The following is a 23,376-nucleotide window of genomic DNA, read 5'->3' as shown; positions in this document are numbered from 1 at the left end:
GGGCTAGGGACTGTCAGGTGTCCTTCCGGTGGACGTACTGGAAGGCGAAGCCGGCGACGCCGGTGGCCAGGAGGACGGTGCCGAGCAGGAAGAGCCAGAGTCCGAAGACGACGCCGAGGGCGGCCACGGCGCAGCCCAGGCCGGTGAGGGGCGGGTAGGCGCTGCTGGGCGGGAAGAAGCCGACGGTCCCGGAGCGCCGGCGTACCGGTGCGCCCGGCTCGTCCTCGGGGCGGTCGCCGTGCTTGTGGTGCTGCACCTGGAGGAAGAGGGCGATCAGGGCGCTCATGAGGAAGGCGACGATCAGGGCCGCCGTGCCGGCGGGCTCGCGCCCCGACCACCAGCCGTACCAGAACGCGGTCCCGCCGAAGAAGCAGGCGACGCCCGCGAAGAGCAGGGTCTCGGTCCTCACGGGCCCTCCCGCCGTCCGGCGACCGGTCCGGCCGGCGGGGCGGTGCCGGTCTCCGGGTGGTGGAGGTCGAAGGCCGGGGAGTCGGACCGTACCCGGGGCAGGGTGACGAAGTTGTGCCGCGGCGGCGGGCAGGACGTCGCCCACTCCAGGGATCTGCCGAAGCCCCAGGGGTCGTCCGTCCCGACCCGGGGTGCCCGGTGGGCGGTGCGCCACACGTTGTACAGGAAGGGGAGGGTGGAGACGCCCAGGAGCAGGGCGCCCACGGTCGCGACGGTGTGCAGGACGGTGAACCCGTCGTTCGGCAGATAGTCGGCGTACCGGCGCGGCATACCGCTCTCGCCGAGCCAGTGCTGGACGAGGAAGGTGGTCTGGAAGCCGGGGAAGAGGGTCCAGAAATGGATTTTCCCGAGGCGTTCGTCGAGCATCCTGCCGGTCCATTTGGGCCACCAGAAGTAGAACCCGCCGAACATCGCGAACACGACCGTTCCGAACAGCACGTAGTGCAGGTGCGCGACGACGAAATAGGAGTCGGTGACGTGGAAGTCGAGGGGCGGGGAGGCGATCAGTACGCCGCTGAGCCCGCCGAGCAGGAAGGTGACGAGGAATCCGGTGCTCCAGAGCATGGGGGTCTCGAAGGAGAGACTGCCCTTCCACATGGTCCCGATCCAGTTGAAGAACTTCACTCCGGTCGGTACCGCGATGAAGAACGACATCAGGGAGAAGAAGGGCAGCAGAACCGCTCCGGTGGCGAACATGTGATGGGCCCACACCACGGCGGACAGCACGGTGATGGCCATGGTCGCGCCGACCATCCCGATGTAGCCGAAGACGGGTTTGCGGCTGAACACCGGGATGATCTCGGTGACGATGCCGAAGAACGGCAGGGCCACGATGTAGACCTCGGGGTGGCCGAAGAACCAGAACATGTGCTGCCACAGGATCGCCCCGCCGTTCGCGGCGTCGTAGACATGGGCCCCGAACTTGCGGTCCGCCTCCAGTACGAGGAGCGCGGCGGTCAGCACCGGGAAGGCGAACAGTGCCAGTACGGAGGTGAAGAGCACGTTCCAGGTGAAGATCGGCAGCCGGAACATCGTCATCCCGGGCGCGCGCAGGCAGACGATGGTGGCGATGAAGTTCACCGCGCCCAAGGTGGTGCTCAGGCCGGCGACCACCAGGCCCATCGTCCACAGGTCGCCGCCCTTGCCGGGTGAGAAGACCGGGCCGTTCAGCGGGGCGTAGGCGAACCAGCCGAACGAGGCGGCGCCCCCCGGGGTGAGGAATCCGGAGACCACCATGAGGCCGCCGAGGAGGAACAGCCAGTAGGTGAGCGCGTTGAGCCTGGGGAACGCCACGTCCGGTGAGCCGATCTGGAGCGGCATCACCGCGTTGGCGAATCCGGCGAACGTGGGCGTGGCGAACAGCAGCATCATGACGGTGCCGTGCACGGTGAACAGCTGGTTGTACTGGTCGTTCGAGAGGAACTGGAGGCCCGGCCGTGCCAGTTCCGCGCGCATCAGCAGGGCCAGCAGCCCGGCGAGCAGGAAGAAGGCGAAGGCGGTCACCAGGTACATCGAGCCGATGACCTTGTGGTCGGTCGTGGTGAGCCAGCCCAGGATCCGGCGGCCGGTCGTGACGCTGCGCGTCTCCTCCCGGCCCCGGTCGCTCGCGACCGGCGCGAGTCGCGTCATCGGTACTCCCTGTGGCACGGAGCGTGGGTTCCCTGGTGTCCTGCCGGGCGCGGCGGCCCGTCCTCGTCGCGCCGGGGAGACGCCGGGGCCGTACGGCCGACCGCGCCCGGTGGGCCCGTACGGGTGCCGTGCGTCGGTCCTCCGGGCAGAACGGTTCCCGGAGGACCGGCCCCGTTAACGCCGGTCCGTCCCGATTAGACCGGACGCCACTTCGGGACAACCGGAGTGGCGTCGGGAAGACCTCATGACGGCGCGTACGAGGCCCGGGGCCGTTCGCGGTGTCACGACATCGTGACCGCACCGCCGCCCTCGCCCTTGTCCTCGTACGCCGTCCCCCGCCCGTGCGGCACCACAAGGCGCTGCGGGAACCGGCCGCCTGACCACCGCGCCCACGGGGCGTACCGCCTGCCGCTGCCCCTGAATAGCCGCTCCCGCCACAGGGACACCGCCGACCTCGCGAGCCTCTGCTTCTTCCCCCATCCTGAGAAGGAGGGGGGCGACCGAGGGAGTGGTGGGGATGCAGATCGTTGTCGACCTCACGCGCTGCCAGGGCTATGCGCAGTGCGTGTTCCTCGCGCCGGAGGTGTTCCGGCTGCACGGTGAGGAAGGGCTGTTGTACGCCCCGTCGGTCCCCGATGACCAGCAGGAACGCGTACACGAGGCCGTGGCGGCGTGCCCGGTCCGGGCCATCCTCGCGGGCGAGGAGGTGAGCACCGGTGACCCGTGACCTCGGCGAGGGGCGGATCGTCGTCGTCGGCGCGTCCCTGGCCGGACTGCGGGCCGCCGAGCACCTGCGCGAGGAGGGCTTCACCGGCTCACTGACCGTGGTGGGCGACGAGCCCTACCCGCCCTACGACCGGCCGCCCCTGTCCAAGCAGGTGCTGCTCGGTCTCGCGGCGGCGGACACCACCGGACTCCCCGTACGCCGGGACCCGGAAGCCGACTGGCGGTTGGGGGTACGCGCCACCGGCCTGGACCCCATCGCCAAGCGCGTCTCGCTGGCCGACGGCGAATCACTGCCGTACGACCGGTTGCTGATCGCCACCGGGACCCGGGCGCGCCCCTGGCCCCGCCCCGAGGAGGCCGCCCTGGACGGGGTGCTCACGCTGCGCACCCGCGACGACGCCGCACGTCTCGCCGGGTATCTGGACGCCGGACCGCGGCGCGTCCTGGTGATCGGTGCCGGCTTCACCGGATCGGAGGTCGCCTCGGCCTGCCGGGAGCGGGACATCGAGGTGACGGTCGCGGAGCGCGGGCCCGCGCCCCTGGTGGGCGCGCTCGGCGGCACCCTGTCGAAGCTCGCGGTCGGTATGCAGCGGGAGCACGGGGTGGACCTGCGCTGCGGGGTGACGGTCGCCGCGCTGCGCGGGAACGCCGACGGCCGGTTCACCGGCGCCGACCTGTCCGACGGAAGCCGCGTCGACGCGGAGGTGTGCGTCGCGGCGCTGGGGGCGGTCCGCAACGTGGAGTGGCTGGCCGACGCGGGACTGGCAGCGGGCCCCCGGGGTGTCGCCTGTGACGCCGGGTGCCGGGCCTTCGACATGTACGGGATCGTCACCGACGACGTCTTCGTGGCCGGCGACGTCTCCCGCTTCCCGCACCCGCTCTACGATTACCAGCTGCTCTCCCTGGAGCACTGGGGCAACGCGGTGGCGCAGGCCGAGGTGGCGGCCCACAACATGGTCAATCCGGGGCCGATGCGCCGCCCGCACCTGACGCTCCCCACGTTCTGGTCGACCCAGTTCGGGCACAACATCAAGTCGGTGGGGGTCCCCACCTTCTCCGACCAGATCGTCATCGCCCAGGGCACGCTGGAATCGGGCCGTCTGGCGGTCGTGTACGGCTACCGGGGCCGGGTCACCGCCGCGGTCACCGTCAACATGGCCAAGTCCCTGGAGTACTACGAGCACCTGATCGCGACCGCGGCCCCGTTCCCGCCCGCGCCCGGCGCGGCGGACCGCCCGCTCGCGGCCGAGATCCCGGTTCCCTCCGACGTGCCGGACCCCAAGGGGCTCTCCCACGGTCCCACCGTGGCGCTCACCGGCCATCTGCCGGACCGCCGGCTGGTCACGGTGCAGCCCGGCTGACCCGCTCAGCAGCCAACCCGAGGAGCCGAACCCCATGCCCGCCGACACCCTGCTGGAACGGATAACCGACTACGCAAGCCGCCCCGACCCCTACCCGCTGTACGCGGAACTCCGCGAGGCCGGTCCCGTCGTACGGCAGGCCGACGGCAGCTATGTGGTCGGCACCTACCACGCGCTCAACGCCCTGTTGCACGACCCGCGGATCAGCGCCGAGACCCGCGTCCTCGCCCCGGCGGCGGAGCTGGGGAAGCCGTCGTTCCTGGTGCTCGACGATCCCGAGCACCACAGGCTGCGCACCCTGGCCATGCGGCCGTTCGGCCCGCCGCACAGCCCCGGGCTCGTCGACTCCCTGCGGGGCCGGATCGGCGAGATCACCGGGGATCTGCTCGAAGGGCTCCGGGACCGGACGCGTATCGACGTCGTCGACGACTTCGCCTACCCGCTGCCCGTCACGGTGATCTGCCATCTGCTCGGGGTGCCGGGCGAGGACGAGCCGCTGTTCCGGGAATGGTCCGACGTACTGGTCGAGGCGTCCGACATCAAGCCCGAGGAGGCCGCAGCCGTACCGGACCAGGCGACCCAGCAGGCGCTGGCCGACATGGGCCAGTACCTGGTCGACCTCGCCGAGCAGCGCCGCGGCCGCCCCAGCCGCGACATGCTCTCCGCCTTCGTCAACGAACCGGACCCGGCCATGCGGCTCACCCGCGAAGAACTCGCGGAGACCGCCATACTCCTGCTCATCGCCGGCCACGAGACCACCGTCAACCTGATCACCAACGGGGTGCTCACCCTGCTGCGCCACCCCGACGAGCTGGAGCGGCTGCGCCGCGACCCGGGCCTGCTGCCCGGCGCCGTGGAGGAACTGCTGCGGTACGAGCCCCCGGTCCACATGCGACGGCGCGTCCCCCTCGCCGATGTGGACGTCGCGGGCACCACCCTCCCCAAGGGCTCGTCCGTCGTCCTGGCGCTGGCCTCGGGCAACCGCGACCCCCGCCGGTTCCCCGACCCCGACCGCTTCGACCCCGTACGGCAGGACAACCAGCACCTCGGCTTCGGCGGCGGCATCCACCTGTGCTTCGGCGCGCCACTCGCCCGCATCGAGGCCCGGACGGCGCTCGCCGCGCTGCTCCCCCGCCTCGGCGACGCGACCCTGCTCCAGGACCCGCCCCCGTACCGCCACAACGCCATGCTGCGCGGGCCGCGCCATCTGCCCGTCGAGTGGGGAGCCGCGGCGTGACGTGTGCGGACGGCTGGTGACGGCCGTTCAGCCCGTACGGGTCCCCGGACCGCCCCGTCAGCCCTCCAGGCACCTCCGCACCGCCTCGACCAGCCGGTTGGCGCGGGCGTCGCCGTGGCCGATCATGCGGTTGGCGACATAGGCGAAGCCGATGCCGTACTCGTCGTCCCCGAAGGCGAACTGGCCACCCGCCCCGTCGTTGCCGAAGCTGCGCGCTCCCGGCATCGGCCGGAACCCGGGCGAGTCGAGCAGGAAACCCGAGCCCCACCGCGCCCCGGCGTCGAAGCCCAGCCACCCCTCCCCGGACGACACCTCCCGGACCGCGTCCGTCACCGTGCCCGGGGCGAGCAGCCGTTCGCGGCCCCCGATGCCGGTCACCGCGGCCGCGTACAGTCCGGCGAGCCCGTTCGCCGAGGCCGCGGCGCCGGCGCCGGGCAGGTGCATGCCCAGCAGCGCCGGGTCGTTCCACCCATGGGGCTCGTCCAGGCCGGGGAAGACCAGCGCGCCGTTCATCGTCACGATACGGGTGAGCAGATGCTCGGGACCCGGCATCGCGGGCCGCCCCGGGGCCTCGGCGAGCCGGGCCCGCCCGTCCATCTCCCCGGCGGGCAGCCCGAGCCAGGCCCGCAGCCCGAGCCAGGCCCGCAGCCCGAGCGGACCGCCCGCCGTCCGGCGGAAGTACGCGCCCACGGACGTCCCGGTCAGACGCCGGACCACCTCGCCGAGCACGAACCCGAAGACATGGCCGTGGTACTCGTACGCCGAGCCCGGCTCCCACAGGGGTTTCTGTTCCTCGACCGCGCGGATCACCGGGGTCCACGCGGCGATCTCCTCGAAGGTGAGCACCCGGTCGAGGACGGGAATCCCCGCGCGGTGCCCGAGGACCATACGGCAGGTGATCGCCTCCTTGCCGTACCGCGCGAACCCGGGCCAGTAGCGGCCCACCGGGGCGTCGAGGTCGAGGCGCCCCTCCTGCGCGAGGAGGTGGACGCAGAGGCTCACGATGCCCTTGGCGCAGGAGAACACCGGCACGACCGTGTCCGGGGAGAACGGCCGCCCGGTCCGTTCGTCCGCCACCCCGCCCGACAGGTCCACGACCTTGCGCCCGCCGACGTACACCGCGACGGCCGCTCCCAGCTCCGGAAAGTCGGCGAAGTTCCGCGCGAAGGTGTCGGCGACGGCTCCGAAACGCGCATCGGCTCCCCCTTGGTACTGCTCCACCGTCTTCCCTCTCCCCTGGTCGTCGTACGCGCCGTGGACACGGCGGCCCGGGTACACCCCCCGGCCGCGTCACCGTAAGGCGGCCGCTCGGCCCGTCACGAGCGAATTGCCGGCGCCGGTTTCGTCGCTCCGCCGTCGCTTCACCGTCCGTCCGGCAGAATCGCCCCATGCTGAGAGTCGGTTCCGTTGTGCTGGGTGTTTCGGATGTGGCGCGTGCGGCCGCGTTTTGGAGGGAAGCGCTGGGATATGTCCCGCGCGAGGAGGCGGAGGACGACTGGGTGGTGCTGGTACCCGCGGAAGGGCCCGGGGTGCAGATCGCCCTCGGTCTCAGCCGGACGCCGCCCCAGGAACACCCGCGGGTCCACCTGGACCTGTACGCCGGGGACGCGGCCGATCAGGCCGCCGAGGTCGAGCGGTTGGTGTCCCTCGGCGCGCGACGCGTCGACTGGGACCTCTGTCCCGACGACGCCGACTTCGTCGTACTCGCCGATCCTGACGGGAACCGCTTTTGTGTCATCGACACCGGTCACGGGTGACGGAGGCGCCCCGTCCCTCGAAACGCGTCGGCCGGTGGGCCCTTGCACGTCCTCGATCCGCATGGCTGCTGCTCTGCCACGGAACGGAGACGGCTACCGCGGAGCGGGAAGACGCGTGCTCGAAGCCGTGTGGGAGATCCGGAGCGGGAGTGCGACGGCCGCTGTGGTGGGGCCGGACGGTGGGCTGTCGATGCTCAGGGTGCCGTCCACCGCCGCCAGCCGTTCCCGCAGGCCCAGCAGTCCGCTGCCCGCGCCTGTCCTGGCGCCGCCGGAGCCGTTGTCGTGGACCGTGATCGACAGCAGGTCGCCGGTGAGCCGTGCGTCCACCGATGCCCGGGTGGCGCCGCTGTGCTTGGAGACGTTCGTCAGCAGTTCGGCGACGCAGAAGTACGCCACCCGCTCGATCACTTCGTCCGGACGCTCGGTGATGTCCACGGTGACCTCGGTGGGGACACCGGCCTGTGCCGCCAGGTGCGGCAGCGCGTCCACGAGGCCCCGGTCGAGGGCGGCCGGGCTGATGCCGTCGATGAGCCGCCGCAGTTCCGCGATGGCCGTGTCCATCTGGGTGCGGGCGCGGGCGACCAGCGCGCGGGGGCGCGCCTGCTGCTCGTCCAGGGCGTCCGCGGCCAGCGACAACGTCATGGCGATCGCGACGAGGTGGGCCTGCGTTCCGTCGTGCAGGTCGCGTTCGATCTGGCGCAGGGTGCGAGCGCCTTCGGCGAGGGCCGTGCCGCGGGCCCGTTCGAGTGTCCGTACCCGCTGCTGCGAGGCGCTGGGACCGAGCAGTGTCCGGGCGAGCAGACGGTGCAGTGCCGTCGTCGCGCGGAGCGCGAGCGGGGCGAGTGCCAGTACGGCCAGGCCGATCAGCGCGGTGACGACGCCCCGCCAGGGGCCGGGGTGAAAGAGAACCATCCAGACAAACGCCCAGACGCCCATGGCAGGCAGTCCCAAAGCGGCCACGAAGGCGCAGACATCGATCGGGAGTCGGAGCACCAGGTACAGCATGCTGCGCCAAGCGGTCATGTCCGAAAGGCCGTTGGCGATCCACGGGAGCAGTCCGGCAGCGGGCGGTTGCTTCTCCGGGGTGTCGACCGGCTCGTGCAGCGTGGCCCGGACCAGGCGGGCGTGGCCCCGCCCCAGCAGGCGCGCGCCCCTCAGCCCCACGGCGAGAAGCGGCAGACCGATCAGGGTCAGCGAGAGCAGGCCCCCTACGTAGAGGACCGCCAGCACGTAGGCGGTCCCCAGCAGCGAGAGAGGCAGCCCGACGAGGGCGTGGGCGACCTCACGCGGCCGTACCGTCCATCGCTTCACAGTGCTCCTGTCGTCGTACGCCTCAGCTGTTGCGGTGCGGGGGCGGCCGGTTCCCGGGCCTTTTGAGGCCGTGCCGGAGGCGGCCGGCGGAACGCGGCTCCCCGGCCCGGCCGCCCGGCTGGTGGGGCGGACCGCACTCAACGGCGTGATCCGATCCTGTGCCGTGCGCCGCCGCCGCGCCACCGTGCGGGCCCCCGTGTCCGGGGTTCGGATATCCGCCCCTCGACGCGCGGTCCCCCGCCCGCACCGACGCGCCGCGCTCGGCCGTGGGAGGCGCGCCGGACGGCACCGCCCTACCCCGGCCTCACGGTCCGATCTCCTGGAGGTAGGCGACGACCGCTTTGACGCGTCGGTTGTCGGCGTCGGTGGGCGGGAGGTCGAACTTGGTGAACACGGCCGCGGTGTGCTTCTCCACCGCGCGTTCGGTGATGACGAGCAGGGAGGCGATGGAGCGGTTCGAGTGGCCCTGGGCCATGAGGTCCAGGACCTCGCGTTCCCGGACGGTCAGCCGGTCGAGGCGGCGTGGGCGGCTGTTGAGCATGCGTTGGACGATGTCCGGGTCGAGGGCGACGCCGCCCTTCGCGACGCGGCGCAGCGCGTCGATGAAGTCGGAGGTCGCGGCGACCCGTTCCTTGAGCAGATAGCCGATACCGGACGCGTCGCCGGCGAGCAGTCGTGCGGCCACGGCCGGTTGGGCGTGCTGCGAGAAGATGAGGACGGCCACGTCCGGGTGCTCCGCGCGGATGCGGAGCGCCGCACGGACCCCCTCGTCGGTGTGGGTCGGGGGCATACGGATGTCGACGACGGCGACATCGGGCGGGTCCGCGGCCACCGCGGTGAGCAACTCGTCGGCGTCGCCCGCTGTGGCGATGACATGACAGCCCCGTGCCGTCAGCAGCTCGACCATGCCGTCACGAAGAATCACCGAGTCCTCGGCGATGACCACCCGCACTCCATACCCCCTGCTCACGGCCGACCGTCATCCCATCCAACCAGAAGCGCCCCTCGTCCACCGGGGGCGATGGCGCTCCTGACGACGGATGCCGTTCCCCGAGGTCACCGCCGCACCCGTTCGCGCAAGGAGGCTCCCCCGCCCTCCCGGAAGATCCTGTCGAGTTGGTGGTCCAGGACCTCGGCGGCGGACTCCGGGCCGCGCTGGCCGACGAGGACGGCGGTGCCGAGTCCCGCGGACATGGCGAGCAGACCGATCGCGTCCCGCCGGGGCTCCACGCCGGGGTGGGTGAGGCCCGCTTCCTGTGCCTGCCGGAGGAGTCCGGTCAGTGTGTGCTCGGCGGCGTCGGGGTTCTTGATGAACGGCTGGGCGGCGAGCGCTTCGTCGGTGACGGCCAGCACGGCGTACGCGGTGTAGAGGTGGTGGAAGGTGCGGCTGTCGTCGTCGGTCGGCAGGGCCGCCCTCAGCAGGGCCTCGATCACGGCGCGCGGCCCCGGACCGTCCCCCGCGGCCCGGACCTCGGCGGTGACGCGTTCCCCGAAACTTTCCGCAAGCCGTTGCAGGCCGTGGAGCAGCAACTTCTCCTTGGTCTCGAAGTAGTACTGGACGAGCCGCAACGAGACACCGGCCTCCGCCGCCACCTCGCGCATCCCCACGGCATGCAGTCCGCGTCGTCCGGCGACCCGGACAAGCGCCTCGGCGATCCGGGCGCGCCGTTCCTCGTGGTCCACCCGCTTGGGCATCGGGCCTGCCTCCGCTCGTCGTTCCCCCCAGCCAGGACCCTTTGATGATACGCCCGTACCAACATCATGATACGTTCGTACCACGAAAACCGACCCAGGAGGTGGCCGTGCCCAAGACCACGCCCCGCACCCCGGCCGACGTGGGCCGCTATGTGAGCGACGCCCGGCGGGACCGCTACTTCGCGGCCTGCGACGCGGTCTACGCGCTGGGAGCTCCCGCGCTCGCGGAAACGGATGTGGAGACCTCCTTCGGCACCACCCACGTCTACCGGTACGGCCCCACGGACCCCGCGGCAGCGTCCCGCACCCCCGTCGTCCTGGTGCACGGCGCGGGCTCCTGCTCCGCCATGTGGTACCCGAACACCCCTGCCCTCAGCGCCGGTCGCCCGGTCTACGCGATCGACACCCCGGGCGACGCCGGACGCAGCGTCCAGCGCCGCCCCCTCCACCGCCCCGCCCACGCGGCGCAGTGGCTGGACGAGACACTGGCCGGACTCGACCTCGACCGCGTGCACCTCGTCGGCTCCTCCTACGGCGGATGGCTCGCCCTGAACCAGGCCCACCGCAAGCCCCACCGCCTCGCCTCGGCCACCCTGCTCGACCCCGGCGGCCTGGAGAAGGTCGGACTGCGGTTCTTCATCTGGATCTTCGTCAGCCTCTTCGCGACCTTCGCCCCCAAGGCACTGCGCCCACGACTGGCCGCCTGGCTGGAACAACCGGTCCTCGTCGTACCGGAATTGCGTGCCATGGTCAGACTGGGCGTCCGCGCCTTCCGGATACGCCGCCCCGCCCCGCTACCGCTGTCCGACGCCGAACTGTCCACCATCCGCACCCCGCTCTACCTCGTCCTCGGCAGGCGCAGCCTCCTCGTACACCCGCAGCGGCAGAAGGAACGCGTCCCCCGCCTGATACCGGGCGCCCGGGCCGAGATCATCTCCCGCACCGGCCACGGACCGCAGATCGACCACGCGGACGAGGTCAACCGGCGGATGCTGGAATTCATGGACTCCGTGGACTGAACACCGGGAGTCCCGGAGAGCCGAGGCGGAGTGTCTGCGGTGCAGGGGGAGACCCCACCTGCCCCGCAGACACCTCAGGATGCGGCAGGCGAAGGGAGCTTGCGGTCGGTCAGATCGCGCGGTCAGCGACGGAGGCCGTCCTTGCTCAAACCGGCCTGCCGCGCAGCTTGACGACTCTCACGAACGCCCCGGGACCGGCCGCCCCCTCACTCCGTTGATCTGTACATAACCTTTCCATATCAGTGTGACTGCGGTGGTTCCGCTTACAAGGAACCGTCGTTGGACATGACATGCCTTTCACCACCGATGCCGCCACCACAGGCGAGGACCCGGCTCCCGACGGCCAACGACTCGCCGAACTCCTCTTCCAGGACGGGCCCGACGACGCGCACGGTCAGTGGCGCGGGCTGATCGCCACCGGCTTGTTCCGTCATCGCCGCGATCTTCCGGATCACCAACGCTGGCAGCTCGCCTATGAACGGTTGCGCGCGGTCAACGCGGCGACGGCCCGCCCCGGGCACCTCGCCAGGGACCCGCGCGGTCTGGCCGCGGTGCACGAGTGGCTGGCGGTGGTCGACGGGGCGACGGCCACCGTGACCGGCATTCACTACAACCTCTTTCTCGGCAGCCTGCTCGACGACGAACAGTCGCCGCCCCGCGATCTCTCCGCGTACGTGGCACTCGCCCGTACCGGCACCTTTCTGTGCACCGAGCAGGCCCACGGCAACGACGTCGCCGCGCTGGAGACCACCTCGCGCTACGACCGGCGGCGCGACGAGTTCGTCCTGCACACTCCGCATGCGGGTGCCCGGAAATTCATGCCCAATACGAGTCCCTGCGGCGGCCCCAAAACCGGACTCGTCGCGGCCCGCCTTCTGACCGACGACCAGGACCACGGCGTGTTCCTCTTCCTCACCCCGCTGAGCGACCACCGGGGCACGCTCCCGGGCGTCACCGTGGAGGAGCTGCCCGAGCGCATCGGCAGCCCCGTGGACCACTGCGTCACCAGCTTCGACCGGCTACGGCTGCCCCGGACCGCACTGGTGCAGGGCGCGCACGGGCGGCTGATGCCGAACGGCGAACTCATCAGCTCGGTACGCAGCCCCCGAAAAAGGGTTCTGCACACCCTCCGCCGCGTCACCACCGGCAAGCTCTGCATGAGCGCGGCCACCCTCGGCGGATGCCGCGCCGCACTGGCCATCGCCGTGCGCTACGCCCATACCCGTACCATCGCGGGCCCGGTGGCCGGACAGCGCATCCCCCTCGCCGCGCACAGGAGTCACCACACTCCCCTGCTCCACCGCGTGGCCACCGCGTACGCCATGACGTTCCTGCACCGCGCGGTCACCGAACGCTGGCTCACCCACGGCCCCGAGGACCGGACCGAGGTCGAACGACTGGTGGCCGTGGCCAAGGGCTGGATCACCTGGCAGGCCCGCGACATCACGATCGAGAGCCGGGAGCGCTGCGGCGCCCGGGCCCTGTTCCCGGTGAACGGCCTGGCGGAGTTCCCCGCGAACGCGGACGGAGCGATCACCGCCGAAGGGGACAACCTCGCGATCTGGTGCAAGGCCGCCTCCGAGATGATCTTCGGCCATGAACTCGCCCCGGAAACCGAACCCGCCACCGGCACCGAACCCCTCACCGACCCGCGCTTCCTGCGCCGGCTGATGACCGCGTCCGAGCGCCGGTGGCATCTCAGCTCCCGCGAACTCCTCCGATCAGCGACCGGAACGGACACCCTGGGCCGGTGGAACAACGCCTCAACCGCCGCCCTGAACCTGGTGGAGACCTACATCATCGGCCTGGCCGCGGACGCATTCACCACAGCGTCCACGGGCGTCACCCACGCACCAACCCACACCGCCCTCAACGACCTCTGCGCGCTGTTCCTCCTCCGGCACATCGAACCACGCACCGGACAGCTACTTGCGGAAGGATGCCTCACCACCGACCAGGTACGAGCCCTCCCCCACACCATGCACGCTCTCGTCTCCCGCCTCGCCCCCCTTCTGCCCACCCTGACGTCGGCCTTCCGGGTCCCGGAGGAGCATCTTGCGTCCCTCCCGATGCTGGCGGCTCCGTGAGAGCGGTTGAGCGCGGAACCCGTAGCGCCGTCGGACGTGGTACGAGGCGGAGCCGGGCCAGGTCCCGTACGTCGTCTTCCCCCCGTTTCCGGGGGCGGCAGCCGGTTGGGCAACGTCCGGGCCTGTGGGGGAGCCCGCCAAGGGCCGCCCAGCCACAGCGCGGCCGCTACCCCACCCCATCGCCCCTCGCCGCCGCCCGGTACACGGCCACCGCGACGGCCAGGTCCTCCCAGGCCATGCCGACGCTCTTGAAGAAGCGGGGCGGGCCGCCCTGTCCCGGAGTGGGCAGTCGTCCTGTGACCAGGTCGGCGAGGGTGCCGGTGATGTGGTCCGGGCCGATGGCGCCTTCGGTGCGGGGGATCACGAGGTCGCCGGCCTCGCGCCAGGCCGCGGTGTGTGACTCGACGTAGAGCTCGGCCGTGCGGACCAGTTCGGTGTCGGTCTCGCGGGCGTCCGGTTCGTGCGAGCCGACGGCGACGACGGTGGTGCCGGGGGTGACGAGGCGGCCGTCGAAGAGGGGTTCGCGGGCGGTGGTGCAGCAGACGACCAGGTCCGCTTCGGCCACTTCCTCGGCGGTTCCGGTGCGGGCGAGGGGGACGCCGAGGCGTCGGGCATGGACGGCCAGGCTCCGGCCGGCCACGGGGTTCCGGGCGATCACGACCGCTTCCGCCACGTCCCGGACGGCGAGTACGGCTTCAAGGTGTCCGTACGCCTGAGGGCCCGAGCCGAACAGGGCCAGGCGCAGCGGGCGTCCGGCCGGGGTGAGGTGACGTACCGCCAGGGCGGAGACGGCGGGGGTGCGCAGGGTGGTGAGGGCGGCGCCGTCGAGGAGGGCGAGAGGGCGGAGGGTGGGGCCGTCGAGGAGCAGATAGCTGCCGGTGATGCGGGGCAGCCCGCGGGCCGGGTTGCCGGGCACCACGCCGGTGATCTTCACCCCGGCCCAGGAGCGGGAGGCGGCGGGCATCAGCAGGAGTTCGCCACCGGGTACGGGCACCGCGGTCCGCTGCGGGCCGGACTCGGGGTCCAGTCCGTCACGGAGGACATCGGCCAGGGCGTCGACGGCTTCGGCCGGACCGAGCAGGGACTCGATCGTCGCGGCGTCGAGGAGGCGCGGCGGGGTGGCGTCAGGGGTGGTGTTCACAGCGGGAATCCTGTTTCGAGGGTGTCGTACGGGTCGAGGGTGAAAAGATGCTCGCCGGTCCGGTGGGCGGTTCCGGTCACCTCGGTGAGCAGGCCGTCCGGTGTGCTCGCGGCGGGGACGGTCCGTCCGGTGAACATCGTTCCCACGATGGACTCATGGGCCAGTTCGGCGCCCGCGTCCAGGCGTCCCTCGTCCGCCAGCAGGGCGAGTCGGGCGGAGGTGCCCGAGCCGCAGGGCGAGCGGTCGATCTGGCCGTCGGCGAAGACGGTGACATTGCGTTGGTGCGGGCCGGTGGGGGTGTCGGGCAGTTCCTCGTGGAGGATCACCCCGTACACCCCGGAGAGCAGGGGCTCGTCCGGATGCCGGGTGGCGGGGTGGTGCGCGAGCGCGGCGCGGATCTCCCGGCCCGCGCGGACCAGTTCCGGCAGTGAGGCGCGGTCGACGGTGAGGCCGAGGGCGCGGGCCGGGAGTGAGGCGTAGCAGGCACCGGCGTACGCGAGGTCGGCCTCGGCGGTGCCCAGCGTGGTGACGACCGGCACCTCGCGGGCGGTCACCCGGGCCGGGACGTTGCGGAAGGTGACGCCCGTGGTGCGGCCCGCGGCACGGTGGACGGTGGCGGTGACCCGGCCGGACGGCACATCGACGCGGACCTGGGCGTTTCCGTCGTCGGGGGCGGCGACCAGACCGGAGTCCACGGCCCAGACGCCGAGCGCCATCGTGCCGTGTCCGCACGCGGTCGAGTAGCCGTCCTTGTGCCAGAACAGCACCCCGAGATGCGCGCCGTCGTCGTCCGGGGGCACCACGAAGCCGCCGTACATGCCCGCGTGCCCGCGCGGCTCCCGGACGAGGAGACGGCGCAGGTCGTCCAGGGCGCTGCGGCGCGGGGGCGTTCCGGGGCCCTGGGGCCCGAGGAGGGTGGCGCGGCGTTCGGCCACGGTGTCCCCGGGGACCGGTGGCATGCCGTCGGCGGTCGTGTCGACGATGCGGAAGGGCTCTCCCGCGGTGTGGTAGTCGGTGGTGCGCACGGTGACGGCGGGGCTTGGGGTGACGGCCGTGAGGCGGTGGGTGGCGGTGCGGGTCACGGGTGAGACCTCCGAGGCAGAGGTGGTTGGGGTCAAGGAGGTGCCGGACGGTATCGATGGGGCGAGCGGGGCTGGCTCGCCCGGTGAGGGCACGGTCGTGCGGAGATGCCGTGGGTCACGGCCGTGGTGCGGGCCGGTCGGGAAACACGGGGACGGGGCGGGGTTCATCGATGGAGTCGGTGGTGCACGTTGATGGCCGGATTCAGACGGTCCCAAGGCCGCCGGCCTCCGGCGCGTTCCGCTCTCCCGGGACGAGCCGAAGGGTTCGCGGCACGGTAGCCACTCGCACGCGCCGCCCGGTCACCACGTAGGCCCCCGCACGACGCCGGTACCGCTCCTCCCGCCCCCAGCGGCGGAAACCTCTTGCGAAAGGCCGTCATCACTTCCCCGGAACGGCTTGCGCGAACACCCCCACGCAACCGCCACGCACCCACGTACGCCCTGTCCGGCTCGTCCACAACCAACCACCCCAGCCCACGCCCACCCCTACCACATCCCCTCACAAGAATCTCCCAAACCACACAAGCACATTGACGCACCATCTCCCCTCCGATAAAGATGAGCCACCCTGCATGACAGCGTTGTCATGCGGCGGGTGTCACGCAGGAGGAGAGTCGTTGATGGCTGATTCGCCCGCACGGTCCGGAATGGACCGACGCACGTTCGTCAGGATGCTCGGCGCGGCGGGGGTGACGGTCGGCCTGGCCGGCGGCTTCACCCTGGCCGGCCCCGGAACCGGTGTCGCGTACGCCGCCGAGGAGGAGGGCCGTGCGCGTGCGCCGCACCAACCGTACATGCACGGCTACAACGCCGCCGGGCTGAAGGCGTGGACGCCGCAGAGCGACCCGTACGCCAAGTACTTCCGTTCCCGGGTGCCGCTGGCCACCCGTATCGCACCGTTCGCCGCCACCCAGGCCCGTCCCTCGCTGACCTCGGACGCGCGGGTGATGAACATGTCGTACGACTACGACAACGCGTTCTTCACCGCCTACCGCTACAACGACCAGTTCGCCCGCCGCCTGATGCGCTTCTGGCAGTACAGCGATCTGTACGCGTCCTGGCACGGGATGCCGGTGTGGGGTTCGTCGACCAGTACGCCCGAGCACGGCCTGATCAATCTGCCCAATCCCGCGTACACCGACGCCGCTCACCGCAACGGCGTGAAATCTCTTGCAGGGTGGTTCTGGCCGCGTGAGGGGGCGTTCTCCGCGTATCTGGAGCAGCGCTCCGACGGTTCCTTCGTCGTCGCCGACAAGCTCGTGGAGATGGCGGAGTACTTCGGTTACGACGGGTATTTCATCAACCAGGAGGCGTCCGTCTCCCAGGCCGACGCCACGCGGCTGATGGCGTTCCTGAAGTATCTGCGCGCCAAGGCGCCGACCGGGTTCCACCTCCAGTGGTACGACACCATCGACACCACCGGCCGTCTCACGTACCAGAACCAGTTCAACCACGTGAACGCCGCCTGGGTGCGGAACGAGGGCGAGGCCGTCAACCACAGCGTCTTCGTCAACTACGCCTGGAACGCGTCCCGTGTCGCGTCCTCGGTGGCCACGGCCGAGCGGCTCGGCATGGACGTCCACGAGGTGGTCTATCTCGGTACGGAGAACGAGAAGTACGGCTTCAACCCGCCCTACGACACCCGGCTGATCTTCCCCGAGGGCGGCCGGGCCCGCACCAGCTGGGCGCTGTTCGGTACGCACATGGCCTGGGCGAACAACCCCGACCGCGACGATCCGGACAAGCAGCGGGACACCTTCGTACGGGAACGCCGCTACTGGTCGGGGCCGAACGAGGACCCCACCCGCACCGGCCGTACGGAGTACGCGCCCTGGCCGGACAACGGGAGGCCCAACGACCCGGACAACCACCGCAAGTGGGACGGCGTCGCCCACTACATAGCCGAGCGTTCCGTCATCGGTGCGTTCCCCTTCGTCACCCGCTTCAACACGGGTCACGGACGTGCCTTCTTCCTGGACGGCACCGCCCGCTCCGACCGGGAGTGGAACAACGCCGGTGCCCAGGACGTGCTGCCCACCTGGCAGTGGTGGGCGGTCAGCGGCGGCGACGGGGCTCCGCTGCGTGTCGACTACGACCACGACGCCGCGTACGACGGCGGCAGTTCGCTGCTGATCAGCGGGGAGCTCGGTCCCGGCAACCCCACCACCGTCCGGCTGTTCAAGACGCGGCTGGCCGTCGGCGGCGGGGAGCAGGCCCGGCTGGTGTTCCGTACCGGCCGGCCCGGCCGGGACAGCGGGCTGGAGCTGGGGCTGGTCTTCGAGGACGCCCCGACCACGTTCGCCTGGCTCCCGGCGGGCCGGGCGAAGGGGTCCGGCTGGACGACGGTGAGCCTGCCGCTCACCCGGTTCAAGGGCCGTACCGTCGCCGCCCTCGCCGTCCGCGTCTCGTCCCCCGTCAAGGCCCCCTCCTACCGGCTTCACCTGGGCGAGCTGGCGCTGCTGCCCTCCGGGACGCCCGCCGCCCCGGCGTGTCCGACCGGTTTCACGGTCGAGGCGGCGCATCCCGACGCCGCCGGCGCCACCGCCGAGGTGTTCCTCGCGTGGGACCTGGCCGGCAAGGGCGTGTGGTACTACGACATCTGGCGGCAGCGCGCCGACGGTACGCCGGAGCCGCTGGGCCGGGTCTACGACGAGGTCTACTACGTCAAGTCCCTGACCCGGGAGGGCAAGGAGGCCGCGACGTCCCTGTCCCTGGTGGCGGTGGCCCCCGACGGCACCCGCTCCGCCCCCGCGACGGCCCGCGTCCACTGGACGTGATGCCGCGAGGGACCTGACCGGACCGGCCGCCCTCCCCCGTTGCCGGGGTCTGCAAGAAGCTGTCAGGCGTATCGGCAGACAGGTGAAAGGGCTTGCAGTCGGGCTGTCCGGACCGGTCGCAGCAGCCAGAACGCGCGAGGTCCCGCCCACAGAAAGCGGGCGGGACCTCGTCGGTGGGCCGCGTGTCGCGGGCGGGCGTCAGCGGTAGTACAGGGCCGTCCGCCTGCCGTCCACCTCGTGGACCTGGACGGGGGTGTCGAACACGTCGCTGAGGATCTCCGGGCGCATCATGCCCTCCGCCGTGTCGGAGGCGGCGATGCGTCCGTCGCGCAGGGCGATGATGCGGTCGGAGTACATCGCGGCGAAGTTGATGTCGTGGATGATCAGTACGACCGTCTTGCCCAGTTCGTCGGCCGCGCGGCGGAGCTGGCTCATCATGCGCACGGAGTGCTTCATGTCGAGGTTGTTGAGCGGTTCGTCGAGCAGGACGTACTGGGTGTCCTGGGCCAGCACCATGGCGACGTAGGCGCGCTGGCGCTGGCCGCCGGAGAGCTGGTCGAGGTAGCGGTGCTGAAGGTCGCCGAGGTGGAGGAAGTCGAGCGCCTCGTCGACGTGGGCGACGTCCTGGGCGGTCAGACGCCCCTTGCAGTGCGGGAAGCGGCCGAACGACACCAGTTCCCGTACGGTCACCCGGGCCGTGAAGTGGTTCTCCTGCCGCAGGACGGACAGCACCCGCGCCACGTCCTGGGACTTGGCCCGGTGCACGTCGAGGCCGTCGACGGTCACGGTGCCCGAGGTCGGTTCGGCGAGCCGGCCGAGGATGGTGAGCAGGGTGGACTTGCCCGCGCCGTTGGGCCCCACCAGCGAGGTGACGCCGCCGGCCGGGATGCGGCCGGAGACCGGCCCGAGCACCACATGCTCGCCGTACGCCTTGCGGATGTCGGTGAACTCGATCACAGGGTCCCCTTCCGGAGCAGACGGACGAGGAAGACCGCCCCGCCGAGGAATTCGATGACGACGGTGAGCATGCCGGAGGCGTAGAAGACGTGCTCCATGATGAACTGCCCGGCCACCAGGGTGAACAGCCCGATCAGGAAGGCCAGCGGCATGACCACGGAGTGCCGGTGGGTGCCGGCCATCTGGTAGGCGAGCAGCGCGGTGACGAACCCGAAGAAGGTCATGGGGCCCGCGAGCGCCGTGGACAGCGAGACCAGTACGGCGATCACCACCAGCATCAGCGTCATCTCGCGCTTGTGGTCGATGCCCAGGTTCGTCGCGGCGTCACGGCCGAGCAGCAGGGTGTCGAGGCGGTGCCGCCGCTGCCAGAGGATGGTCCCCGCGACCAGGCACACCGCGAAGGCCAGCGGCAGGTAGGACGCCTCGGCGCTGCCGAGCCGTCCGAGCAGCCGGACGGAGAGCACGTCGTACTCGGCGGTCGACAGCAGCCGCTGGAGGAAGAGGGACAGGCTGGTGAAGGCGAGGCCGAGTGCCACGCCGACCAGCAGCAGTACCTGCATGCTGGCGTGGCTGCCGGAGAACAGCCAGCGGAACAGCAGCGTGGTGAAGGCGACCATCAGCAGGGTCTGGGTGATGAGTTTGGGCAGTCCGTCGGTGGCGGCGAGGACGCTGCCGCCGAAGACGAAGACCATCAGGGTCTGCATCAGGGTGTAGACGGAGTCGAAGCCCATGACCGAGGGGGTCAGGATGCGGTTGTGGGTGATGGTCTGGAAGACCACGGTCCCCACGGCCTGCGCGAACGCGGCCACGACCATCGCGCCGAGCATGGTCAGCCGCCGCTCGATGGCGAAGTCGAACGAGCCCTGGACGAAGAGGAAGAGGAAGCACACCACGGCGGCGGCGGTCAGGGCGGCCATGATGCCGATCCGCGCGCCGACCGGCAGTCCCCGGCGTACGCCGTCCCCGGCGGGCGGGGTCTGTGCGGCGGGTGCGGGCGGTGGGCTCTGGGGGGCCTCGGTGGCCGTCGCGGAAGTCTCAGACATACGCCTTACCTCGCTGACGCAGGATCATCACGACGAACACGGTCGCCCCGACCGCACCGAGCACCACGGTGGCCGGGATCTCCAACGGGAACACCACGACGCGTCCGACGAGATCGCAGGCGATCATCAGGGCGACGCTGCTGAGCACGACCCACGGGAGGTTGCTCCGTACGTCGTCGCCGCGTACGAGGGAGACCAGGTTGGGCACGATCAGTCCCAGGAACGGGATGAAGCCCACCACCACGGCCGTGACACCGGTCGCCAGGGCGACCATGGTGATGCCGGCGAACATGATCCGCTTGTAGGGCAGGCCGAGGCTGGTGGCCACGTCCTTGCCGAGTCCCGCGATGGTGAAACGGTCGGCCGCGAAGTAGAGCGCGACGACGATGAGCCCGACCACCCACAGCGGCTCGTAGTTGCCGCGCACCACGGAGCTGAAGCCGCCGGAGCGCCAGGCGGCGAGCATCTGCAGCAGCTCGGTGGAGTTGGCGATGTACAGCGTCACCGCGCTGACCAGCGTGCCCAGCATGATGCCCACGATCGGCACGATGACCTGCGATCTGAGGGCGATGCGCTGGAGTACGCCGAGGAAGACGAGCGCGCCCGCGAAGGCGAACAGGCTCGCCACGATCATCTTCACCATCACCGGCGCGGCCGGCAGGTACAGGGTGAGCAGCAGAATGCCCAGGGCCGCCCATTCGCTGGTCCCGGTGGTGGTCGGTTCGACGAACCGGTTCTGTACGAGCATCTGCATGACCACGCCGGACACGGCCATCGCCGCGGCGGCGAAGACGAGCGCGAGCGTGCGCGGCACCCGGGAGATGAAGAACATGCTCCGGGCGTCGGGGTCGGTGAACAAGGAGGGTATGTCGATGTGGTAGCCACCGACGAGCAGGGAGGCGGCGATCAGCGCCAGCACACACAGGGTGGCCAGTGCGAGCGGAAGTTTGCGCATGCGGTTTCCGAGGGGGTAACGGACGGCGCGCGGGCACCCGTGCCGTGGTGGCAGGGTGCCCGCGCCGGCGCGGGGGCGGAGGGGGTCAGCCGGCCTTGGTGAAGGCGGTCGCCACCTGGTTGAAGGCGTCGGTGTACGCCTGGGCGCCCTCGGTCACGTAGAAGTCCGTCGGCAGGTAGACGACCTGGCCCTTCTTGCGGAAGGTGGTCTTGTCCCATGCCTCCATGCCGTCGACCAGCTTCTTCGCGGCGACGGCCTCCTTGCCCGGCTCGGCCACGGCGGCGTCGCGGTCCATCAGGATCATCCAGTCGGGGTTGAGCTGGGCGATGGTCTCGGGGGCGAGCCCGGAGTCGTTGTGGACGGAGGTGCTCTGCTCGCCGTCGGACTTGAGGACGTTCTTCAGGTTCAGCGGCTCGATGAGCCGGCCGATGCGGCTGGCGCCGTTGTCGACCTTTCCGGCGGTCACGACGCCGAGGAAGACCTTCTCGCCCTTGGTGGCGTCGGCGGCGGCGCCCTTGGCCTTGTCGAGCGCGTCGACGATCTCCTTGGCCTTGTCCTCCTTGCCGAAGATCTTGCCCAGCACCTCGGTCTGCGACTTGAGCGAGTTCACGTACCCGCCCTTGGCCTCGTCGGACGGGGCGACGTCCACGGTCTTCGCGATCTTGGACAGCTTGTCCTGGTGGCTGGCGAACCGGTAGCCACCGATGATCAGGTCCGGCTCGGCGGCGTTGATGGCCTCGAACTTGGGCTCGCGGTGGTTACCGGCGTCGGCGATCGAGGAGTCGTTCTTCCAGTCCTCGAACCCCTTCTTGGGGAGCAGCGGCTTCGGCACGGCGACGGGCTTGACGCCGAACGCCTTGAGGGTGGCGAAGGAGGTGTTGTCCAGCGCGACCACCCGTGCGGGCTTGTGCGGCACCTTCATCTCGCCGTTGCTCGTCGCGACCGAGACGGTGTCCTTGCCCTTGCCCTCGTCGGACTTCTTGTCGTTGCCGCAGGCGCTCAGCACCGCGCCCGCGCACAGGATCGTGCCGGTGACGGCGAAGGTCTTACGAAAACGTGTGGAAAGCACGACGGTGACTCCTAGGTCTGACGGGCGGCCGGCAATGCCCCCTCCTGCAGCGCCGACCACTGACTACCCCTGAATGACTTTGCTTAGCCTAACCTAAATTTTGGAACTGTTGATCCACTCATTGCCGAATCGCGGGATTGGGGCCGTTCCTCCGGGTCCGGGACACCTGCGACCCGCCCTCCTCCGGACCCACCACAGCCATGGTGACCAGGCACGACGCTCCCCCGCCCGCGTCGGTTGGCCGACCTCGCCCCCTGTCTCCGCCCGCTGTGCAAAGGCGCCTGGACCGCGATCAACCGGATGCCTACGGTGAAGGACGCGGCGCGCCGGGAAGCTCGTCCGGCCCCGTATCCGACTCCGTTCTCGTCCGCTGTGTCCTCGACAGCGTTGTGCGTTCAGGGGTGATGAGATGAGCCACAGGGTGACTCACACGTTCTGCAGCTGCTGGCCCGGGGCGACGGTATGGCTGACCGGTCTGCCGAGTTCCGGAAAGACCACCCTCGCCGAGGGCCTGGCCGCGAGGCTGCGGCCGGACGGCCGAAGGGTCGAGGTGCTGGACGGTGACACCTTGCGGCGCACCTTCTCGCCGGAGCTGGGGTTCAGCCGGGAGGACCGCCACCTCAATGTCCGGCGTACCGGAATGCTCGCCTCGGTCCTGGCCCGGAACGGGATTCTCGCGCTGGTGCCGGTCATCGCCCCGTACGCGGACAGCCGGGAAGCGGTCCGGAAACTTCATGCGGAAAGTTGCGTCGCTTACCTGGAAGTCCATGTCGCCACCCCGGTCGAGGTCTGTGCCGAACGGGACGTGAAAGGGCTCTACGCGCAGCAGGCGGCCGGGAAGATCACCGGGCTGACAGGGGTGGACGACCCGTACGAGGCCCCCGAGGCACCGGACCTGAGGCTCGACACCCGGGGCCGGTCCGTGGAGCGGTCGGTGGACGCGCTGCGGACGCTGCTGGCCGAGCGGGGACTGGCGTGACGGACGTGGCCGGTGCCCGGCCGGCGACCGGCAGTCCCTACGTGCTCTCGCATCTGGACGTGTTGGAGTCGGAGGCGGTGCAC

General features: G+C 70.9%; 20 protein-coding genes. 8 read left to right on the top strand and 12 right to left on the bottom strand.

Annotated features, from left to right (window positions below; all coding sequences use genetic code 11):
* Positions 1–13: 13 nt before the first annotated feature.
* Together ctaF and ctaD are read right to left on the bottom strand one after the other, a co-directional pair.
* Positions 14–409, bottom strand: a complete 396-nt coding sequence (gene ctaF, locus AC51EU_RS11300) for an aa3-type cytochrome oxidase subunit IV (RefSeq protein ID WP_496266683.1) — start codon at positions 407–409, stop codon at positions 14–16.
* Positions 406–2,097: an aa3-type cytochrome oxidase subunit I gene (ctaD, locus tag AC51EU_RS11295; protein WP_496266682.1), complete on the bottom strand. Its 1,692-nt coding sequence runs from the start codon at positions 2,095–2,097 to the stop codon at positions 406–408. Before ctaD ends, ctaF begins: the two co-directional genes overlap by 4 nt.
* A gap of 517 nt (positions 2,098–2,614) precedes the next feature.
* Between ctaD and AC51EU_RS11290 the strand changes: the two genes are divergently transcribed.
* Genes AC51EU_RS11290 through AC51EU_RS11280 form a run of 3 tightly spaced genes read left to right on the top strand, consistent with a single transcriptional unit; the run spans position 2,615 to position 5,421 of the window.
* Positions 2,615–2,824, top strand: a complete 210-nt coding sequence (locus tag AC51EU_RS11290) for a ferredoxin (protein ID WP_496266681.1) — start codon at positions 2,615–2,617, stop codon at positions 2,822–2,824.
* Positions 2,814–4,184, top strand: a complete 1,371-nt coding sequence (locus AC51EU_RS11285; RefSeq protein WP_496266680.1) for an NAD(P)/FAD-dependent oxidoreductase — start codon at positions 2,814–2,816, stop codon at positions 4,182–4,184. Before AC51EU_RS11290 ends, AC51EU_RS11285 begins: the two co-directional genes overlap by 11 nt.
* Before the next feature lie 34 nt (positions 4,185–4,218).
* A complete protein-coding gene (locus AC51EU_RS11280) occupies positions 4,219–5,421 on the top strand; it encodes a cytochrome P450 (protein WP_496266679.1) in 1,203 nt (400 codons plus the stop codon).
* Positions 5,422–5,478: 57 nt separating this feature from the next.
* Here the strand turns inward: AC51EU_RS11280 and AC51EU_RS11275 are convergent, their stop codons facing one another.
* Positions 5,479–6,642 (bottom strand): serine hydrolase domain-containing protein, encoded by a 1,164-nt coding sequence (locus AC51EU_RS11275; RefSeq protein WP_496266678.1) that lies wholly within the window; start codon positions 6,640–6,642, stop codon positions 5,479–5,481.
* A gap of 167 nt (positions 6,643–6,809) precedes the next feature.
* Between AC51EU_RS11275 and AC51EU_RS11270 the strand changes: the two genes are divergently transcribed.
* Positions 6,810–7,178 (top strand): VOC family protein, encoded by a 369-nt coding sequence (locus tag AC51EU_RS11270; protein WP_496266677.1) that lies wholly within the window; start codon positions 6,810–6,812, stop codon positions 7,176–7,178.
* 93 nt (positions 7,179–7,271) lie between these two features.
* On the opposite strand, the gene AC51EU_RS11265 is transcribed toward AC51EU_RS11270, so the two are convergent.
* The 3 genes from AC51EU_RS11265 to AC51EU_RS11255 all read right to left on the bottom strand — a co-directional run bounded on the left by AC51EU_RS11265 (position 7,272) and on the right by AC51EU_RS11255 (position 10,184).
* Positions 7,272–8,489 carry a sensor histidine kinase gene (locus tag AC51EU_RS11265; protein WP_496266676.1) on the bottom strand — a complete coding sequence of 406 codons (1,218 nt, stop codon included), beginning with the start codon at positions 8,487–8,489 and terminating at the stop codon, positions 7,272–7,274.
* Between the two features lie 304 nt (positions 8,490–8,793).
* Positions 8,794–9,441, bottom strand: a complete 648-nt coding sequence (locus AC51EU_RS11260) for a response regulator transcription factor (RefSeq protein ID WP_496266684.1) — start codon at positions 9,439–9,441, stop codon at positions 8,794–8,796.
* Between the two features lie 104 nt (positions 9,442–9,545).
* Positions 9,546–10,184, bottom strand: a complete 639-nt coding sequence (locus AC51EU_RS11255; protein ID WP_496266675.1) for a TetR/AcrR family transcriptional regulator — start codon at positions 10,182–10,184, stop codon at positions 9,546–9,548.
* 107 nt (positions 10,185–10,291) lie between these two features.
* Between AC51EU_RS11255 and AC51EU_RS11250 the strand changes: the two genes are divergently transcribed.
* Together AC51EU_RS11250 and AC51EU_RS11245 are read left to right on the top strand one after the other, a co-directional pair.
* Complete coding sequence (locus AC51EU_RS11250) at positions 10,292–11,203, top strand: alpha/beta fold hydrolase (RefSeq protein WP_496266674.1); 912 nt, start codon at positions 10,292–10,294, stop codon at positions 11,201–11,203.
* A gap of 290 nt (positions 11,204–11,493) precedes the next feature.
* Positions 11,494–13,290, top strand: coding sequence for an acyl-CoA dehydrogenase family protein (locus AC51EU_RS11245; RefSeq protein ID WP_496266673.1), 1,797 nt, complete (start codon positions 11,494–11,496; stop codon positions 13,288–13,290).
* A gap of 166 nt (positions 13,291–13,456) precedes the next feature.
* Here the strand turns inward: AC51EU_RS11245 and AC51EU_RS11240 are convergent, their stop codons facing one another.
* Positions 13,457–14,431: an ornithine cyclodeaminase family protein gene (locus tag AC51EU_RS11240; protein WP_496266672.1), complete on the bottom strand. Its 975-nt coding sequence runs from the start codon at positions 14,429–14,431 to the stop codon at positions 13,457–13,459.
* Positions 14,428–15,513, bottom strand: coding sequence for a proline racemase family protein (locus AC51EU_RS11235; protein WP_496266671.1), 1,086 nt, complete (start codon positions 15,511–15,513; stop codon positions 14,428–14,430). The genes AC51EU_RS11240 and AC51EU_RS11235 overlap by 4 nt, the downstream gene beginning before the upstream one ends.
* A gap of 647 nt (positions 15,514–16,160) precedes the next feature.
* Between AC51EU_RS11235 and AC51EU_RS11230 the strand changes: the two genes are divergently transcribed.
* Positions 16,161–18,290 carry an endo-beta-N-acetylglucosaminidase gene (locus tag AC51EU_RS11230; protein ID WP_496266670.1) on the top strand — a complete coding sequence of 710 codons (2,130 nt, stop codon included), beginning with the start codon at positions 16,161–16,163 and terminating at the stop codon, positions 18,288–18,290.
* A gap of 198 nt (positions 18,291–18,488) precedes the next feature.
* On the opposite strand, the gene AC51EU_RS11225 is transcribed toward AC51EU_RS11230, so the two are convergent.
* The 4 genes from AC51EU_RS11225 to AC51EU_RS11210 form a co-directional block, all read right to left on the bottom strand.
* Positions 18,489–19,247 carry an iron ABC transporter ATP-binding protein gene (locus AC51EU_RS11225; RefSeq protein WP_496266669.1) on the bottom strand — a complete coding sequence of 253 codons (759 nt, stop codon included), beginning with the start codon at positions 19,245–19,247 and terminating at the stop codon, positions 18,489–18,491.
* The gene (locus AC51EU_RS11220) at positions 19,244–20,290 is read right to left on the bottom strand and encodes an iron chelate uptake ABC transporter family permease subunit (protein ID WP_496266668.1); all 1,047 of its coding nucleotides are present in this window, start codon (positions 20,288–20,290) and stop codon (positions 19,244–19,246) included. Before AC51EU_RS11220 ends, AC51EU_RS11225 begins: the two co-directional genes overlap by 4 nt.
* The gene (locus AC51EU_RS11215; protein ID WP_496266667.1) at positions 20,283–21,245 is read right to left on the bottom strand and encodes an ABC transporter permease; all 963 of its coding nucleotides are present in this window, start codon (positions 21,243–21,245) and stop codon (positions 20,283–20,285) included. The genes AC51EU_RS11220 and AC51EU_RS11215 overlap by 8 nt, the downstream gene beginning before the upstream one ends.
* An 85-nt stretch (positions 21,246–21,330) precedes the next feature.
* Entirely contained in the window at positions 21,331–22,314 is a 984-nt protein-coding gene (locus AC51EU_RS11210) for a siderophore ABC transporter substrate-binding protein (protein ID WP_496266666.1), read from the bottom strand.
* Positions 22,315–22,723: 409 nt separating this feature from the next.
* Between AC51EU_RS11210 and cysC the strand changes: the two genes are divergently transcribed.
* On the top strand, positions 22,724–23,293 hold the full coding sequence (gene cysC, locus AC51EU_RS11205) for an adenylyl-sulfate kinase (RefSeq protein WP_496266665.1): 570 nt from the start codon (positions 22,724–22,726) through the stop codon (positions 23,291–23,293).
* Positions 23,294–23,376 lie beyond the last annotated feature (83 nt).

It is taken from the genome of Candidatus Streptomyces philanthi (assembly GCF_059553635.1).
Note: the sequence above shows the minus strand (reverse complement) of the source record. Positions and strands in the feature narration are given on the sequence as shown.